We start from the raw sequence: 15,431 nt of genomic DNA, 5'->3' as shown, positions 1-15,431 counted from the left end.
GCGTATGTTTCGCCGCTTATTTTTTATATTTGTATATAACGATTATTCTATCTCATCAATACAGCGCTATTAACTCTAATATTAATATTGCTCAAAAAAAACTATATAAAGTGATTTGATTATTTAGCGCTTAAAATTAACAGGATTTCATAATGCTTAATGATAACAACATTGCTAATGCTAGCGATTCACTAAAATTTGCTTTAGCTCAATCCCATTTTATGGTGGGCGACATTGACAAGAATGTAAAAAAAATGCGTTCACTGGCTATTCAAGCTCGTAAAGAGGGTGCTGATGTCATCATTTTTCCCGAACTATCACTACTTGGCTATCCACCTGAAGACTTATTATTACGTCCCAGCCTCTCTGATCGGGTAAAGTCTGCCTTAAGTTCACTAAGTGATATCAACGATATTGTAATGATTGTCGGTTACCCACATATAGATTATCACGGTACCTTTAATTCTGCTGCCATTTTACACAATGGTCATCAAAAAGGGTTTTATCACAAACAGTATTTACCGAATTACGGGGTATTCGATGAGCGTCGCTATTTTGATAAAGGTCGTAATCAGGTTTTATTTGACTATCAAGGCGTAACTATCGGATTATTAATTTGTGAAGATTTATGGCAAGAAGAGCCAATCAAAGCATTGAAAGATCAAGGTGCAGACTTAGTCATTACTATAAATGCGTCACCTTATGAAGCGAATAAGCAAAATATCCGTAAAGCTATGTTACAAGAACGGGTTAAGAGTAATGCCTTGCCACTCATCTACGTTAACTGTGTGGGCGGACAAGATGACTTGGTATTTGATGGCGGTTCTTTGGTTATGCAAGCAGATGGTAACATTGCACACGAAGCCCCTAGATTCTTAGAACATATTTTATATGCCACCTATAATATTAATCAAGGGAGTTTTGACACTCAATCTAAAGCACCTATTAATCTTAGTGCGGAGTCTGAGACTTATCAAGCCTTAGTGGTGGGGCTACGTGACTATGTTAATCACTCTGGTTTCGAGGGTGTATTAGTAGGACTATCAGGTGGTATTGATTCAGCACTGACGCTTTGTATTGCAGTGGATGCTTTGGGGGCCGACAAAGTCTATGCGGTCATGATGCCATACGAATATACCTCGCAAATCAGCCTTGAAGATGCTCAAGCTCAGGCTCGTAGGCTAAATGTCTCATATACTGTGTGCCCTATTCATGATGCGGTAGATGGTATTCGCCATACCTTAGCGCCTTTATTTAATAAAGCTAAAGCAGACACGACAGAAGAGAATATTCAAGCTCGTGCCCGGGGTATGGTGCTCATGGCCCTATCAAACAAGTTTGGCCATCTGGTTATTACTACTGGCAATAAGTCAGAAATGGCAGTTGGCTATGCCACTTTATATGGCGATATGGCTGGCGGATTTGATGTATTAAAAGATGTGTATAAAACTCAAGTATATGCCCTTGCCAACTATCGTAACCGCTTAGAGGACACTGACGTCATTCCTGAACGCGTCATTACCCGACCACCCTCTGCTGAGCTGCGTCCAGACCAAAAAGATGAAGACAGCCTACCAGATTACGATACTTTAGACACTATTCTAAAGCACTATGTCGATGAAGATTTAGGCTATAACGAAATTGTTGACAAAGGTTTCGATGCCGACATCGTTCGTCAAATCATCCTTTTAGTCGATAATAGCGAATACAAACGCCGCCAAGCCGCTATAGGCACAAAAGTCAGCCATAAAGCGTTTGGGCGTGAACGCCGCTACCCATTGGTTAACGGATGGACGATTGAAGATTAGCACTTACCCTGAATAGTTCATAAAAAAAGAGCTTGTGCTAGGCTCTTTTTTTGGACTACTTTTTGTGGGCGATTTATTTTTTTGGACTATTTATGATTATGTTATGAAGCGCTTCATGTATTCTAAGCTTAGACTCTTGCACCAAATATCGCACTACCGACTCTAACCATAGTTGACCCATAATTTATGGCTTCTTGCATATCAGCACTCATACCCATACTTAAGGTGTCCCAAGTGGTCAGCTCAGGATGGTTATCCGCAATAGCCATAAATAATTGTTTGGTCCGTTCAAATGCACTGTTATTAACACCTAAACCACTTTTAGAGGGGATAATCATTAGTCCCCTTAAGCTAAGTTTATCATAGCTTTTAATAGCGTCTACTAGTGCGTTTACCTCGTTAGGCCTACAGCCTGACTTGCTCTCTTCATTATCAATATTGATTTGAATCAATACATTCAACTTAGGTAAATGTTCAGGGCGCTGGTCATTTAAACGCTTGGCAATAACGTCTCGCTCAATGGTGTGTACCCAATGAAAATTTTCAGCAATATCTCGTGTCTTGTTACGCTGAATCTTACCAATATAATGCCACACTACGTGATTTTTATCATTAGTGTCATCTTCTAACATAGTATTTAAAGCAGCGATTTTACCTAGCGCTTCTTGCAAATAATTTTCTCCGAAATCTGTTTGCCCCGCACGCAAAAGTGTCTCAATCATTTCAACAGGCTTGGTTTTTGACACAGCAAGTAGCGTAACGTCCGACTTATTTGAAGCCAAACTTGCCTGTTTGACCTTCTCACGCACTAAGTTCCAATTTTTAATCAGCTCACAATCAGACATTTAATACCCCAAATTAACCGTTAAATCATCAAGATACATGAAAGCGGCTTTATCTATCTATCAAATAGTGTCAATATTTGTATACAATTCACTATAATTAACACGCTACCTACTACTCTGCCGCTAAGTCAACCCGTTCAATAAGATGAGAAAATGATCCCATAACAACAAAACTAGTTAATTAGTTTGTACTAAATTTGAAATCTATGTCTGTCCATATCTTTAATAACATGAATATCCTTACTCTCTAGATTATGTTTTTAAAAAATAATGTCGTGCATCACAACCACATTCAAGCCGCTTTATATTAAAAACTATCTGACAAAAAAAACCAAGCTTGATATGATAAAAAAGCGTGATAAGGCGAATGCTCTTTCATGATGCAGGAGACTAAAGAGTTTAATCGCTAGGATATAGAGCGTTAGTTAATTTAGCACAGATATGACCAACCTTATCCCTTTATAAGCTAATATAAAAAACCCTTTAGTTGACCGTAACTTAAATCGTATAGTCAAAGAAGTCTAAAATGATTACAAGGCAACCGAGTGCAAGTACTACTGGAGTAGGCTTAACGAGGTTAATGCCGTAACCGTTTAGTAGTTCGCTGACTATATTATAAATACTTGTTGAATTATAACCATAAAAAGGAACGCCTGTATGTCCATTAATGATTCAGTCAGTATTGAAAACTTACTGCGCTTCGCCTATAAGCATAATGCATCAGACTTACATATCTCAGCTGGCATGCCTGCTATGATTCGTGTCGATGGCGAAATGATAAGAATAAATATGCCCGCTATGGATCATAAGCTTGTGCGTCGGTTGGTTTACGATATTATGAATGATAAACAACGCTCAGATTATGAAGAGTATTTAGAAATTGATTTTTCATTCGACATTCCTAAACTGGCAAGGTTTAGGGTTAATGCATTTAATCAAAACCGTGGCGCTGGGGCGGTATTCCGTACAATTCCCTCCAGAGTGTTGTCCATGGAAGAGCTTGAAATGGGGGAGATTTTTAAAACTATATCCAATTTCAAAAATGGCGTGGTCTTAGTTACCGGCCCTACTGGTTCAGGTAAGTCAACCACACTGGCTGCGATGATTGACTATATTAACAAAACCCGGAAAGAACATATTCTAACCATTGAGGACCCTATTGAGTTTGTTCACAACCCTAATAAAAGCTTAATCAACCAACGTGAAGTTAATAGGGATACATTAGGATTTGATGCCGCATTACGTTCAGCGTTACGTGAAGATCCTGATGTTATTTTAGTAGGCGAGCTTCGGGACTTGGAAACCATACGTCTGGCACTAACCGCGGCTGAAACAGGCCACCTTGTATTTGGTACGTTGCATACCAATTCTGCCGCCAAGACTATTGACCGTATTATCGATGTTTTCCCATCCTCTGAAAAAGATATGATTCGAGCCATGTTATCGGAGTCATTGCAAGCTGTTGTATCACAGGCGTTATTAAAAAGAAAAACCGGAGGTCGTGTGGCTGCTCACGAAATTATGCTTGGTACGCCAGCCATACGTAACCTAATACGCGAAAATAAAATTGCTCAAATGTACTCAAGTATTCAAACAGGTGCAAGCGATGGTATGATAACGTTGGATCAAACTCTAAAAAACCTAGTGCTAAGAGATGTGGTTACCAAAGAAACCGCTAGAAGATACGCTAAACAACCCGAACTTTTCACATGATATCTTTTCGCAAAGCAACCGTATCGTATCACTGTTGACTACATAGCTTTAACTATATTATCTTGTGAAATATATAGGCGACCTAGCGATATTTAGTACCGTAAACTTTTTACTGAACCTTTTATTAAACATTTTACTGAATTTTGCGAAAACACTTTATGGATCTTGAAAAACTCTTACTATTAATGATAAATGAAAAAGGTTCTGATTTATTTATCACAGCTGGTGTACCACCTTCTATTAAAATTAACGGAAGAATTGCCCCTGTGGGTAAGCAGCCCTTAACGGGCAACCAGTGCATGACACTTATTAAAAGCATCATGTCAGACGACCAAATTCAGGAATTTGAACTAACCAAGGAGTGTCAATTTGCCATTAGCATTCTACAAAATACGGCGCGTTTCAGGGTAAGTGCATTTATCCAACGTGGGCTTGCCGGCATGGTTCTGAGAACAATAGAGACGCACATTCCAACGACTGAAACACTCCATTTACCGTCTATTTTAAATGATATAGCAATGCAGCAACGAGGCATTGTATTAATAGTGGGGGGAGCTGGTACAGGAAAATCAACCACGCTAGCGACAATGATAGGGTATCGCAATACGCATTCACGTGGCCATATTATTACTATTGAAGATCCTATCGAGTTTGTGCATGAGCATAAAGGTTGTATCGTTACTCAGCGTGAGGTTGGCATTGATACTGACTCATTTGAAACTGGACTAAAAAACACATTACGTCAAGCACCAGATGTCATTTGCATTGGCGAGATTCGTAATCGTGAAGTCATGAATTATGCCATACAATATGCTGAAACGGGCCACTTAGTATTTGCCACACTCCATGCTAACAATGCGAATCAAGCTATTGACAGAGTCATTCATTTTTTTGATTCTGATCGACACAGTCAACTGTATATGGATTTATCATTAAACCTTCGGGCTATTGTTGCACAGCAACTTATTCCAACTGTGGAAGGCAATAGCAGACGTGCAGCCGTTGAAGTGTTGTTGAACTCGCAGCTTATCAGTGATTATATACGTAAGGGGGAAATCCACGAGATCAAAGCATTGATGACGCGTTCACGTGAACGCGGTATGCAAACCTTTGATCAAGCATTATTTGACTTGTTTGAAGATGGCAGTATCTCATACCAGAATGCGATTAAATATGCAGATTCTAGCAACGATCTACGCTTAAAAATTAAATTAGAGAGTAAACGCGCTGAAAGCTTAAGTAGTGAAGATGAGGATAACTTTTCTCTTAATTATACACATTAAAAATTATATACATTAAAAACAGTCAAAACCTTGGATTCTAATATTCTATTAGTGCCCACATTTAAATGCCTATGATAATGCCTACAAATACTAAAAATAACAGCATTTAATTGTGTGGTTGATTGAGAAGGCCTGAATCTACTACTAAATTAGAATCTCTTTTCTGCCCCCGCAACTTAAAGGTTATAAGCCCACTGACAGCTATAAAACCGCTACTGCAATATAACGGCAAATATGAATGGGCTATAACATCTATATCGTTATTTATCTTCCTCTAAACGGCTTCACTACACTATTGAACAGAAGCTTGGCATTCTTCGCTATTGCAAATACCATAAAGCACAAGTGAATGAGCAGATAATTTAAACCCATTTTCTTTAGCAACTTTAAGTTGTTGTTCTTCAATTATTTCATTGTGAAATTCTACAATTTTGCCACAAATATCACATACTATATGATCATGATGGTCGTCTTGAGTAATTTCAAAGACAGATAAATTATTCTCAAAGTTGTGACGTTCAACAATACCCGCCTGCTCAAACTGAGTTAGAACTCGATAAACTGTTGCAAGACCCACTTCCTCACCTTGCTCAATAAGTGCTTTATAAATTTCTTCCGCACTCATATGGTGATGTTCAGCACTTTCAAGCAGCTCAAGTATTTTAATACGTGGCAGCGTAACCTTTAAGCCTGCCTTACGTAAATCTTGATTAGTAAACTTTGTATTCATTATAATCCCTATCTTTTGGTTTTGGTTTTGGGCTTAATAATATTTAATGTTAGAATTTAATAAATAATGTCGCAAATGGTAGGCAATTGCAAGTAATTGACGTATGATTTGCTTCTACACAATTTTTGACACTACCTTATCAATCACGAGATGTAATTGCTTCTCCAATAATGTTTTCATCGTGATATATCACATATATTATCTGTTGAAATTTTACGTTAATATCAATAAACTTGTATATTTAAGAAAATAAAATTATGAAACTATTAAAATTAACACTCTGTTCAACCACGTTGTCTCTTGCATTAATAGCATCTGGCTGTTCCGTTTTTGGTGTATATAAAATTGATTTACCTCAAGGCACCCCTATCACACAAACTCAGGCTCAGAAAATACAAGTGGGCATGTCACAAAATCAAGTGTTATACCTACTAGGTAGCCCTGCTATGCGCGATACTCTTGCCCCAAACCGCTGGGACTATATCTATGATTATACCCCTGGTACGTATGGCAAGCGAGACGGCAAAGAAGCCGTTCAAAATGCAAGCCAACATTTAATTATTTACTTTGATGACACCAAAATTGTCACACGAGTGGAAGGGATTGAAACCCTTCCTACATCTAAATAACCTATCGTTTAACAAAATTATGCCTATGGTGCTCCAGACTTAATTAAGCCAATAATGTTGCCTGACGTGGTCTTGTTCACTTGCATCTGCATCCAGTGTGAATAAACATAGGATGCTAGGGTTCAATTAAGATTGATGAGAAGCTCTAAAAGAGCAGACTTTTTGCTATTGCTGAGTCGCTCTTTTTTTACGCTTACGCATCGGATCTATAGTTAAGGGACGGTATACCTCAACTCTATCATGTGATTGAAGTTCATAGTTTAAAGGCTTTTTATAAGAAAAAACACCCACTCGCCACGCTTTGTTATCAATCTTGCCTTCATTTTTATTTTCTTCGCACCACTTTGCCAACTCAGGATACTGGGCCAACCAACCGGTTTGGGTTAATGCATCCATTAGCTGTGTACCTTTATTAACCTCACACTCTATATAAAGATGTTCGTGATCAGTTGGTGCATAAGCCAAACTTATGGGTATTTTTTCGACCTTAGTATCCCTCATGAGATAAGCCATCCAATAGCTGCCACAATAATAAGTAGAGGTGCCAGAATTCGAATGGCCACCCGCCAAAGGTTGTAAACTACTTCAGAACCGAAGTTTAAAGACTTACGCATATGGCTAATCTTCATCTTCCAACCTGAAAATATAGCCAAGATAAGCGCACTTACTATACTAATGAAAACCAACAAAAGACTCAATATAGACGGCTTGGCCGCCACCACTAATATCATGGTAATCACTATATTTATAATAGCGGCTATAAAAATACCAAACCGTCCAAAGCGAGTTGCCAACTGTGTATTGGCATAATGCATCAAAAACGCTGCCGATGCGAGCACGCCAAGAGCATAAGTTAGCATCGCTACTGGGGACAAAGCAGCTTTGGTAAATACCAATGCAATGCTACCGATGACCAGCTGTGTTAGCCAAATGGGAAAAACGCTTTTTGAGGCAATTTGTTGAACACGACTTGATGGCGTTGTCTCCTCTCTTTGGTTCAGAGAGCCTACTAGCGGGCTATTAAACCAATACAATCCCGTGCCAACGCCCACACTAACTAAAGCTAGTATCACTGCTCTAGCCCACTCTCCTAAAGTTGCTTCAGTCATGTTAAAAGCAACATCTGGCATGTTAGTCACAGCAGCAATGACAAAAGATAAGGCAAGAAGTAACACTGCTGCGAACAAGGTTGACACGCCGATTAGGCTCAATATTCCTGCTATAACCACCATAGCCAATGATAAAGCAAAATCTGGCATTTCCATAACAATGCCTATCTTAGCCATAGTGTCTAATAAATTACTGGCAACAGCGTCTATACTCAGTGCAGAGATTATTAAAGCCATCACTACAGTTAACCAAACAAAATTACGCCAAACGGTACTGGTGTCTGCCTGCCTCGTTAAAGTTTGAATCCCGATAGCTGGGGTTTGTTGACTACGATATGCAAGTCCGAGCTCGGCATATAATAATGGCAAACCTACGGCAAACATGGCCACTAACCACATGAGCCAAAAGTCAATCTGACCGGTTGATGTGGGTGTAAACCAACCAAATAATAATAAAGGTAGAAGCGCGGCTATAAAAAGAGAAGCTATACGGTTATGCATGGTAACATCCACTGCTATAAAATTTTGTAATAGGGATACCTTACACAAGAACCTTAGTCGCACGACTCAACACATTAAGTCTACGAACTTTAGTCCTATTTTTAGTGCTTGATTTTGTGCCCTTTAATTGAAAATATTTTCATCAAAGCTGTTTTGTTATACAAGTTATTGGGTATGGATTGGCTGCTATTTTGTTCATTGTAAACCAGTCAATTTACAAGTTTATATATGTATGATAAACATAATAACAAAAACCCCGATTAACGGGGTTTTTGTCTATCTATAAACTCAGCCAATATTATAAAAGCGTCGTCTACAAATAACTTATTCATAACAGCAATCGATTAATGAACGGCACTTAAATATTCAGAAAGAATTCTAATATCTCGGTCTGATAATTTAGAAGCAACCGTCTGCATCATGCCCGCAGTGTCATTAACACGCTTCTGTGCATCTGTGGCATCATCTTCACGACCAGCAGCACGAAACATCTTTAGCTGAATCCCCAGATATTCTGCATGCTGTCCACCCAAACGTGGAAAGGCTGCATAAGCATTACCACCAGCTTTAGGGCCATGACAACCTGAACAGGGTATGACCCCACGCTTGCCATCACCACCTAAATAAATCTTAGTTGCTTCCGCAGTAGTAGCTGGATTGCCAGCGAATGCTCCCCAAGGCTTTTGGGCCGCATAGTAGCCGGCTACATTAGCTAGATCTTGCTGAGAAAGGCCAGAAACCTGTGCAGCCATAATGCCGTTTATACGCACACCTGTTCTAAACTCTGTCAGTTGCTTATACAAATAACGTACATTTTGACCCGCTAAGTTAGGCTGTGACGGTACAATACTAATGCCATTTAAACCATGGCATGCAGCACAGTTGGTCTCCACAATTTTTTGACCTGCTTCAATGTCATACTGTGGAACAGCAATAACCGCATGGGCGCTGAGACTGGCAAAAAATAGGCTGGTGGCAGCGAGCAATTTTTTCATCGTAGTCTAATCCTACTAAAATCTTTAAGGCGGTAGCTAGTAGTTAAAACTTAATGTCTATTCAGCTAAAAATAACAAAAAACATCATTTAGGCTTAAGCTTAACGCTCAATAGACGATAATCAATAAGGTTATAACTACCCACAAAGAATAATTAAGGACTTTATTATAGCAATAGTTTAGTAAAAATAGCTACCTTAAGGTAACACTAATCCGAGGCTTTTGTTGAATATACAGTCTAAAACCGTTGCATAATAAGCATAACTAACAAAAGCCCTGATATTATCAGGGCTTTTGTTAATGAAATCAATGTCCAAAAATATCTAACAATATAGTTTCAAATCTATCTATTTGGACATATACTCAATTAAATCCCGAAAATCAGCATCACTACAATCACTGCATAACCCACCTGCCGGCATTTGAGGCATACCATTTTTCACTGAACTAACGAGCGCAGGCATCCCTTTTTGAGACTTAAGCTTTTTCCACAAGGCAGTATCACCCGTTCTTGGAGCGTTTAGCGCACCAGTGGCGTGACAGGTCGCACAGCTTTCCTCGTACTTTTGTGCAATATTAGCATTTGCCAGCAAAGGAGTCGCTAGAAGGAGACCTGCAAACAATACAGGTAGCTTTTTTTCGGATAACATGGCTATCCTCCTGATCTATTAAAATTATATTTCTAAACATTAATGGCTAGAGTCTATACGTTATAACCAATTTAGGTTAGGTAAAACTTAGAGTTGTTAAGTGAGGGAGATCATTAAATTTAAGTGGATATATTTAAAGCTTAAATGAGTGAAAAGTTTAAAGCGCTAATTCTATTTAAGTTAACCATTTTTCAGTAAACAACTATAAACTCATTCTTATTAAGATTATGGCATCATTTAATGTAATTTCAATGTCTATGATGTGATGAGTTTGTGACATTTTGATAAGGTGTGATAAATATCTGTGATATATCTCACACCCGGTACCGAAAAAAAAGTCAACGTTAATACAATTAAAATCAAAAACATACTGAAAGACCTATCGCTATTTAAAATCGTTAAATAAAATGATCAGCAAACAGGATCGTCTACAATAGTTTTCGATATGGTTGACTATATTATCATTACGGCGCAAGACTCGTTATAATAGTAATGGTCTGCCATAAAAAACAAGTTGCTCATAATCGCAGCATCGATCTTCCAGCATCAAAGCCCATGAAATTTGAGACCCCTTATGACCAAAGTACCAGACTATACCCAACCAGACACTATAGAACAGGATCTCTCTCATTTATCGCCTAGAAAACGCCTAGAGCAAACCGAATTTATGCTGTCAGCACCTACCTTCAAATTGTGCCCGCCAGACTTAGGGTACGAAGTGGCTTTTGCCGGGCGTTCAAATGCGGGAAAGTCATCTGCTATTAACGTTTTAACCAATCAACGTCAACTGGCGCGTTCTTCTAAAACTCCAGGACGCACGCAAATGATAAACTTTTTTAGTATTGGTAATCCTGATACTCGCATCGTTGATTTGCCTGGCTATGGCTATGCTGCCGTACCGGAGAAAATGAAGATTGAGTGGCAAACTGAACTAGAAAAATACTTGATATCACGTTTAAGTCTGGCAGGTTTAGTCCTAATGATGGATAGCCGTCACCCGTTAAAAGTTTTTGATCAACAAATGCTACAGTGGGCAAAAGCAGGTAACCTACCCGTTCATGTTTTATTGACCAAGTCTGATAAGTTTAAATACGGACCAGCAAAAAATGTATTACTCAATGCCAAACGTGAAATGGACAAATTAGGCCTATCGTTTTCCATTCAGTTATTTTCCTCACTCAAAAAAGAAGGCATAGAGGAACTTGCTGAAGTGATGGGTAGATGGCTAAGAATTGATGGTCATCCTGATAATAAAGACAGCCGAATCATAAGAGAGTAATCATTATGAAATAACTCATGATTAGAACATATTACAGTGCGATAAATGACACTTAGCAATAAATCACACTTTGAGATTGTTGACTCTTAACACCCCATTAGCTAGGGTTTTATTTTATAATGCCTTTTCCATTTTTTTTATAGCTATATGCGGCAAGTTGAGAAACAATCTTGATATTATGAATATCTATGACTGTTTTGCACATAGCTTTTAATATTATGACAGCTAACTACCTTATCCTAATTTTAATCAATTAATCAAAATATATAAGACCGTACTATGACTGACAATAAAACTGATGCGCCAACCAAAGACTACAAAGATACCCTAAATCTTGCCGATACCGCTTTTCCAATGCGAGGTAATTTAGCCAAACGTGAGCCTAACTGGTTGAAAGCATGGGAAGCTGATGATGTTTATGGCAAAATTCGTAAAGCGAAAGCGGGCCGTGACAAATATATTTTGCATGATGGCCCTCCTTACGCCAATGGGCAACTCCATCTGGGTCATGCGGTCAATAAAGTTCTAAAGGACATTATTATTAAGTCAAAAACACTTTCAGGCTATGATGCACCTTATGTGCCTGGTTGGGACTGTCATGGTCTACCGATTGAGCAAAAAGTAGAGGCTAAGGTCGGTAAAGTGGGTCAGAAAGTATCTGCTACTGAGTTTCGAGGCTTATGCCGCGAATATGCGCGCAGCCAAGTTAACTTACAAATGGCTGATTTCAAACGTCTTGGCGTGTTTGGTGATTGGGAAAACCCCTACCTCACTATGAATTTTCATCAAGAAGCTAATATCGTGCGCGCTCTGGGAAAAATCTATGCTAACGGATACGTTACACGGGGTATGAAACCTGTAAACTGGTGTCTTGATTGCAGCTCATCCCTTGCAGAAGCGGAGGTTGAATATGAAGATAAAACTTCGGATGCTATCTATGTAGCATTTGAGATAGTCGACCCATCGCAGCTATTACCGGACGGCAATACTGAGCAGACGTTTGCCGTTATCTGGACTACTACCCCTTGGACGCTGCCTGCTAACCAAGCCATTGCAGTCAGTGCAGACGTTGAATATAGTATTGTTAAAACCAGTAAAGGCAATTTAATATTAGCCACTGATTTAGTTGACAAGGCGTTAGAGACGTTTGGTCTAACTAATGAGGGTTTTATTACCACTCTAAAGGGTGATAGGCTCGAGTTAATTAAAGCGCAACATCCTCTTATTGCTGAGCGTCAAGTACCGATTATTCTTGGAGATCATGTGACGACTGAGAGTGGTACAGGACTAGTGCATACAGCGCCTGCACATGGTGCGGATGACTACATTGTAGGCTTACGTTATAACCTACCTATTGTGAATCCTGTCGGGGGTAACGGTGTGTATTTAGATACCGCCGAAGTCTTCGTCGGTGAGCATATCTATAAAGCGCAGCCAAAAATCATTGCGACACTGCATGAAAGCGGACTGCTACTTAAACATTATAAAATGGAACACAGCTATCCGCATTGCTGGCGTCATAAAACACCGATTATCTTCCGTGCGACGCCTCAGTGGTTTATCCGTATGGACCATGAAGTCAGTGACGGTGGCAGCACGCTAAGACAGCAAACCATGCAGGACATTCCTAATGTTACTTGGACACCAGCATGGGGGCAAAACCGCATTGAATCTATGGTAGAGGGCCGTCCTGATTGGTGTATTTCACGCCAGCGTACTTGGGGCGTGCCTATCCCATTTTTCATCCATAAAGAAACCGATGAGCTACACCCCAATACCTTGCAGTTGATGGAAGATATCGCGCAAGTTATTGAGAAAGGTGGCGTTGAAGCTTGGTTTGATGCCGATGCTGAGCAATTTATTGGTGAGGATGCCAAACAATATGTTAAATCTACGGACACCTTAGATGTGTGGTTTGATTCAGGAACCACTCATTTTGCCGTACTTGAACAAGATGACGCCTTAGCCCATCCTGCTGACATGTATTTAGAAGGTTCAGACCAGCACAGAGGATGGTTCCAAACCTCGCTGTTGACCTCAGAAGCTATGTATGGCAGAGCACCCTATAAACAAGTGCTAACACATGGCTTTGTCGTTGATGAAAACGGCCGTAAGATGAGTAAATCTCTAGGTAATATCATCAACCCGCAAGATGAGATTAATAAAACTGGTGCCGATATGCTGCGTATGTGGATCGCATCAAGCGATTATCGCTACGAGATGAATGCCGGTAAACAGGCCTTCAAAGGTGCGACAGACATGTACCGCCGTATTCGTAACACAGTACGCTTCTTGCTCGCCAATACTGATGACTTTAATCCAAAGACAGACAGCCTACCTATGGACGAGCTAGTCAGTCTTGACAGTTATATTATGCTGCGCGCACAGTCAGTGCAAAAGGACATTATTGCCGCTTATGATGCGATGGATTTCCATCAAGTGACTCAATTAGTGACGGCATTCTGTTCACAAGATTTAGGCGGATTTTATTTAGATATTATTAAAGACCGTCAATACACGACTATGACAAATGGCAAACCACGCCGCTCCGCTCAAACCGCAATGTATCACGTCACTCATGCTTTATTACGATGGATTGCGCCCATCTTGCCTTTTACAGCTCAAGAAGCATGGGAAGCCTTGCTTAAAGACACAGCGACAGGCGATAACGCTTATGTGTTTACCCAAGAGTGGTATCAATTACCTAACTTTACCATGGATAAGATCAGTGAAGCAGACTGGGCAATAATCTTAGAAGCCAAAGATGCTATCAACAAAGTGATTGAAACGGCACGTGAAGAAAAACGCATTAATGCCAACTTATCAGCAGCAGTAACTATTCATGCAGCTGGCAACGTATATAACAGCTTGGCTAAACTTGAAGATGAGTTACGCTTTGTATTAATTACCAGTTCTGCAAGCCTCTATAAGCTTTCTGATGAGCTGTCTGGAGATGAAACTGACTTAGATAATCTTCGCGTAGACGTTAGTTCAGCACAAGGCATCAAATGTATCCGCTGTTGGCATGTGCGTGATGATGTGGGTAATGACAGCAACCATCCTGAGATTTGCACACGTTGTGTCAGCAATATCGAAGGTCCTGGAGAGGTTCGTCATTATGCCTAATTCTATAGAGCCTAGTAAGACTACTAGGCCTAATACATCAAGCTCTAATAATACAGACCCAAAGCCTGCCTATGCAACAGGGTCGCCAAGCTTGACTAAGCAATCTAAACTGGTGCCAAACCATAGTGGAGCACTGCTCTGGTATGTGCTATCGCTTATCGTTATCGGTTTTGACCAGTGGACAAAGTGGATTGCTCAAAGCAAACTCACATTCCATGAGCCTGTACCCATTATTGAGCCTTTTCTAAACTGGACACTGGCATATAACTATGGGGCCGCTTTTAGCTTCTTAGCTGACCAAGGCGGCTGGCAAAAGTGGTTTTTCGCTGGTCTGGCACTGATAATGTCGATTTTTCTGATTATTTATCTAAGAAAAGCCCCTCGTCAGGCCAAGCTCTTGAACCTTGGTCTTGCTTTAATCTTGGGCGGCGCTATTGGTAACTTAATTGACCGCATACGCCTTGGCAAAGTAGTTGATTTCATTCATGTACATTATGCCGACGTCTGGCACTATCCTATTTTCAATATTGCGGACATGGGTATTGTGCTGGGGGTGGCGCTTGTGGTTATTGATATGCTATTTTTAGAGGGTAAGCGCAATGCCATACATAAGGGCTACTCTTAAACTGCCTACGACAAGCGCTTATTTTGAGTCTAAAATCTAACCGTGCTATGAAAGTTCTATAACAATCTTATAAAACCAGTGTTAGCAAAGAGCCCTATTGAATAAGCGATACAAAATGCAAACATTAAAGTAGTTAGCA

At 39.8% G+C, this 15,431-nt stretch carries 13 protein-coding genes; 7 read left to right on the top strand and 6 right to left on the bottom strand.

Translation table 11 applies throughout. The annotated features are described in order from the left end of the window. Positions 1 to 152: 152 nt before the first annotated feature. A complete protein-coding gene (locus AC2SLN_RS01735; RefSeq protein ID WP_486548810.1) occupies positions 153 to 1,808 on the top strand; it encodes an NAD+ synthase in 1,656 nt (551 codons plus the stop codon). A gap of 128 nt (positions 1,809 to 1,936) precedes the next feature. Here AC2SLN_RS01735 and AC2SLN_RS01730 read toward each other — a convergent pair whose 3' ends face one another. Continuing rightward, positions 1,937 to 2,653 (bottom strand): YggS family pyridoxal phosphate-dependent enzyme, encoded by a 717-nt coding sequence (locus AC2SLN_RS01730; protein WP_486548811.1) that lies wholly within the window; start codon positions 2,651 to 2,653, stop codon positions 1,937 to 1,939. A gap of 657 nt (positions 2,654 to 3,310) precedes the next feature. Between AC2SLN_RS01730 and AC2SLN_RS01725 the strand changes: the two genes are divergently transcribed. Together AC2SLN_RS01725 and AC2SLN_RS01720 are read left to right on the top strand one after the other, a co-directional pair. Then, positions 3,311 to 4,366, top strand: a complete 1,056-nt coding sequence (locus AC2SLN_RS01725; RefSeq protein WP_486548812.1) for a type IV pilus twitching motility protein PilT — start codon at positions 3,311 to 3,313, stop codon at positions 4,364 to 4,366. A gap of 158 nt (positions 4,367 to 4,524) precedes the next feature. Continuing rightward, on the top strand, positions 4,525 to 5,649 hold the full coding sequence (locus AC2SLN_RS01720; protein WP_486548813.1) for a PilT/PilU family type 4a pilus ATPase: 1,125 nt from the start codon (positions 4,525 to 4,527) through the stop codon (positions 5,647 to 5,649). 292 nt (positions 5,650 to 5,941) lie between these two features. Here the strand turns inward: AC2SLN_RS01720 and fur are convergent, their stop codons facing one another. After that, on the bottom strand, positions 5,942 to 6,379 hold the full coding sequence (gene fur / locus AC2SLN_RS01715; protein WP_486548814.1) for a ferric iron uptake transcriptional regulator: 438 nt from the start codon (positions 6,377 to 6,379) through the stop codon (positions 5,942 to 5,944). 257 nt (positions 6,380 to 6,636) lie between these two features. Here fur and AC2SLN_RS01710 point away from each other — a divergent pair, with 257 nt between their 5' ends. Next, entirely contained in the window at positions 6,637 to 7,008 is a 372-nt protein-coding gene (locus tag AC2SLN_RS01710; RefSeq protein WP_486548815.1) for an outer membrane protein assembly factor BamE, read from the top strand. Between the two features lie 165 nt (positions 7,009 to 7,173). Here the strand turns inward: AC2SLN_RS01710 and AC2SLN_RS01705 are convergent, their stop codons facing one another. The 4 genes from AC2SLN_RS01705 to AC2SLN_RS01690 all read right to left on the bottom strand — a co-directional run bounded on the left by AC2SLN_RS01705 (position 7,174) and on the right by AC2SLN_RS01690 (position 10,262). Further along, positions 7,174 to 7,509 carry an RnfH family protein gene (locus AC2SLN_RS01705; RefSeq protein WP_486548816.1) on the bottom strand — a complete coding sequence of 112 codons (336 nt, stop codon included), beginning with the start codon at positions 7,507 to 7,509 and terminating at the stop codon, positions 7,174 to 7,176. After that, positions 7,506 to 8,618, bottom strand: a complete 1,113-nt coding sequence (locus AC2SLN_RS01700) for a hypothetical protein (protein ID WP_486548817.1) — start codon at positions 8,616 to 8,618, stop codon at positions 7,506 to 7,508. Before AC2SLN_RS01700 ends, AC2SLN_RS01705 begins: the two co-directional genes overlap by 4 nt. 344 nt (positions 8,619 to 8,962) lie before the next feature. Then, positions 8,963 to 9,613, bottom strand: a complete 651-nt coding sequence (locus tag AC2SLN_RS01695; protein ID WP_486548818.1) for a c-type cytochrome — start codon at positions 9,611 to 9,613, stop codon at positions 8,963 to 8,965. A gap of 346 nt (positions 9,614 to 9,959) precedes the next feature. After that, positions 9,960 to 10,262, bottom strand: a complete 303-nt coding sequence (locus tag AC2SLN_RS01690) for a c-type cytochrome (protein WP_486548819.1) — start codon at positions 10,260 to 10,262, stop codon at positions 9,960 to 9,962. A 574-nt stretch (positions 10,263 to 10,836) separates the two neighbouring features. On the opposite strand from AC2SLN_RS01690, the gene yihA reads away from it, so the two are divergent. The 3 genes from yihA (at position 10,837) to lspA (ending at position 15,292) form a co-directional block, all read left to right on the top strand. Continuing rightward, complete coding sequence (yihA, locus tag AC2SLN_RS01685; RefSeq protein WP_486548820.1) at positions 10,837 to 11,541, top strand: ribosome biogenesis GTP-binding protein YihA/YsxC; 705 nt, start codon at positions 10,837 to 10,839, stop codon at positions 11,539 to 11,541. A gap of 279 nt (positions 11,542 to 11,820) precedes the next feature. After that, on the top strand, positions 11,821 to 14,667 hold the full coding sequence (gene ileS / locus AC2SLN_RS01680; RefSeq protein ID WP_486548821.1) for an isoleucine--tRNA ligase: 2,847 nt from the start codon (positions 11,821 to 11,823) through the stop codon (positions 14,665 to 14,667). Further along, entirely contained in the window at positions 14,660 to 15,292 is a 633-nt protein-coding gene (lspA, locus tag AC2SLN_RS01675) for a signal peptidase II (RefSeq protein ID WP_486548822.1), read from the top strand. Before ileS ends, lspA begins: the two co-directional genes overlap by 8 nt. The last annotated feature ends 139 nt before the right edge of the window (positions 15,293 to 15,431 follow it).

This window comes from Psychrobacter sp. CX90, assembly GCF_057396305.2.
The sequence above is the reverse complement of the archived record's forward strand: the minus strand, read 5'-3'. Positions and strand labels throughout refer to the sequence as shown.

What these genes read in the sequence shown, in the direction of transcription:
- AC2SLN_RS01735 (WP_486548810.1), top strand. Translation starts at nt 153, where the DNA reads ATGCTTAATGATAACAACATTGCTAATGCTAGCGATTCACTAAAATTT.
- AC2SLN_RS01730 (WP_486548811.1), bottom strand. Translation starts at nt 2,653, where the DNA reads ATGTCTGATTGTGAGCTGATTAAAAATTGGAACTTAGTGCGTGAGAAG.
- AC2SLN_RS01725 (WP_486548812.1), top strand. Translation starts at nt 3,311, where the DNA reads ATGTCCATTAATGATTCAGTCAGTATTGAAAACTTACTGCGCTTCGCC.
- AC2SLN_RS01720 (WP_486548813.1), top strand. Translation starts at nt 4,525, where the DNA reads ATGGATCTTGAAAAACTCTTACTATTAATGATAAATGAAAAAGGTTCT.
- fur (WP_486548814.1), bottom strand. Translation starts at nt 6,379, where the DNA reads ATGAATACAAAGTTTACTAATCAAGATTTACGTAAGGCAGGCTTAAAG.
- AC2SLN_RS01710 (WP_486548815.1), top strand. Translation starts at nt 6,637, where the DNA reads ATGAAACTATTAAAATTAACACTCTGTTCAACCACGTTGTCTCTTGCA.
- AC2SLN_RS01705 (WP_486548816.1), bottom strand. Translation starts at nt 7,509, where the DNA reads ATGAGGGATACTAAGGTCGAAAAAATACCCATAAGTTTGGCTTATGCA.
- AC2SLN_RS01700 (WP_486548817.1), bottom strand. Translation starts at nt 8,618, where the DNA reads ATGCATAACCGTATAGCTTCTCTTTTTATAGCCGCGCTTCTACCTTTA.
- AC2SLN_RS01695 (WP_486548818.1), bottom strand. Translation starts at nt 9,613, where the DNA reads ATGAAAAAATTGCTCGCTGCCACCAGCCTATTTTTTGCCAGTCTCAGC.
- AC2SLN_RS01690 (WP_486548819.1), bottom strand. Translation starts at nt 10,262, where the DNA reads ATGTTATCCGAAAAAAAGCTACCTGTATTGTTTGCAGGTCTCCTTCTA.
- yihA (WP_486548820.1), top strand. Translation starts at nt 10,837, where the DNA reads ATGACCAAAGTACCAGACTATACCCAACCAGACACTATAGAACAGGAT.
- ileS (WP_486548821.1), top strand. Translation starts at nt 11,821, where the DNA reads ATGACTGACAATAAAACTGATGCGCCAACCAAAGACTACAAAGATACC.
- lspA (WP_486548822.1), top strand. Translation starts at nt 14,660, where the DNA reads ATGCCTAATTCTATAGAGCCTAGTAAGACTACTAGGCCTAATACATCA.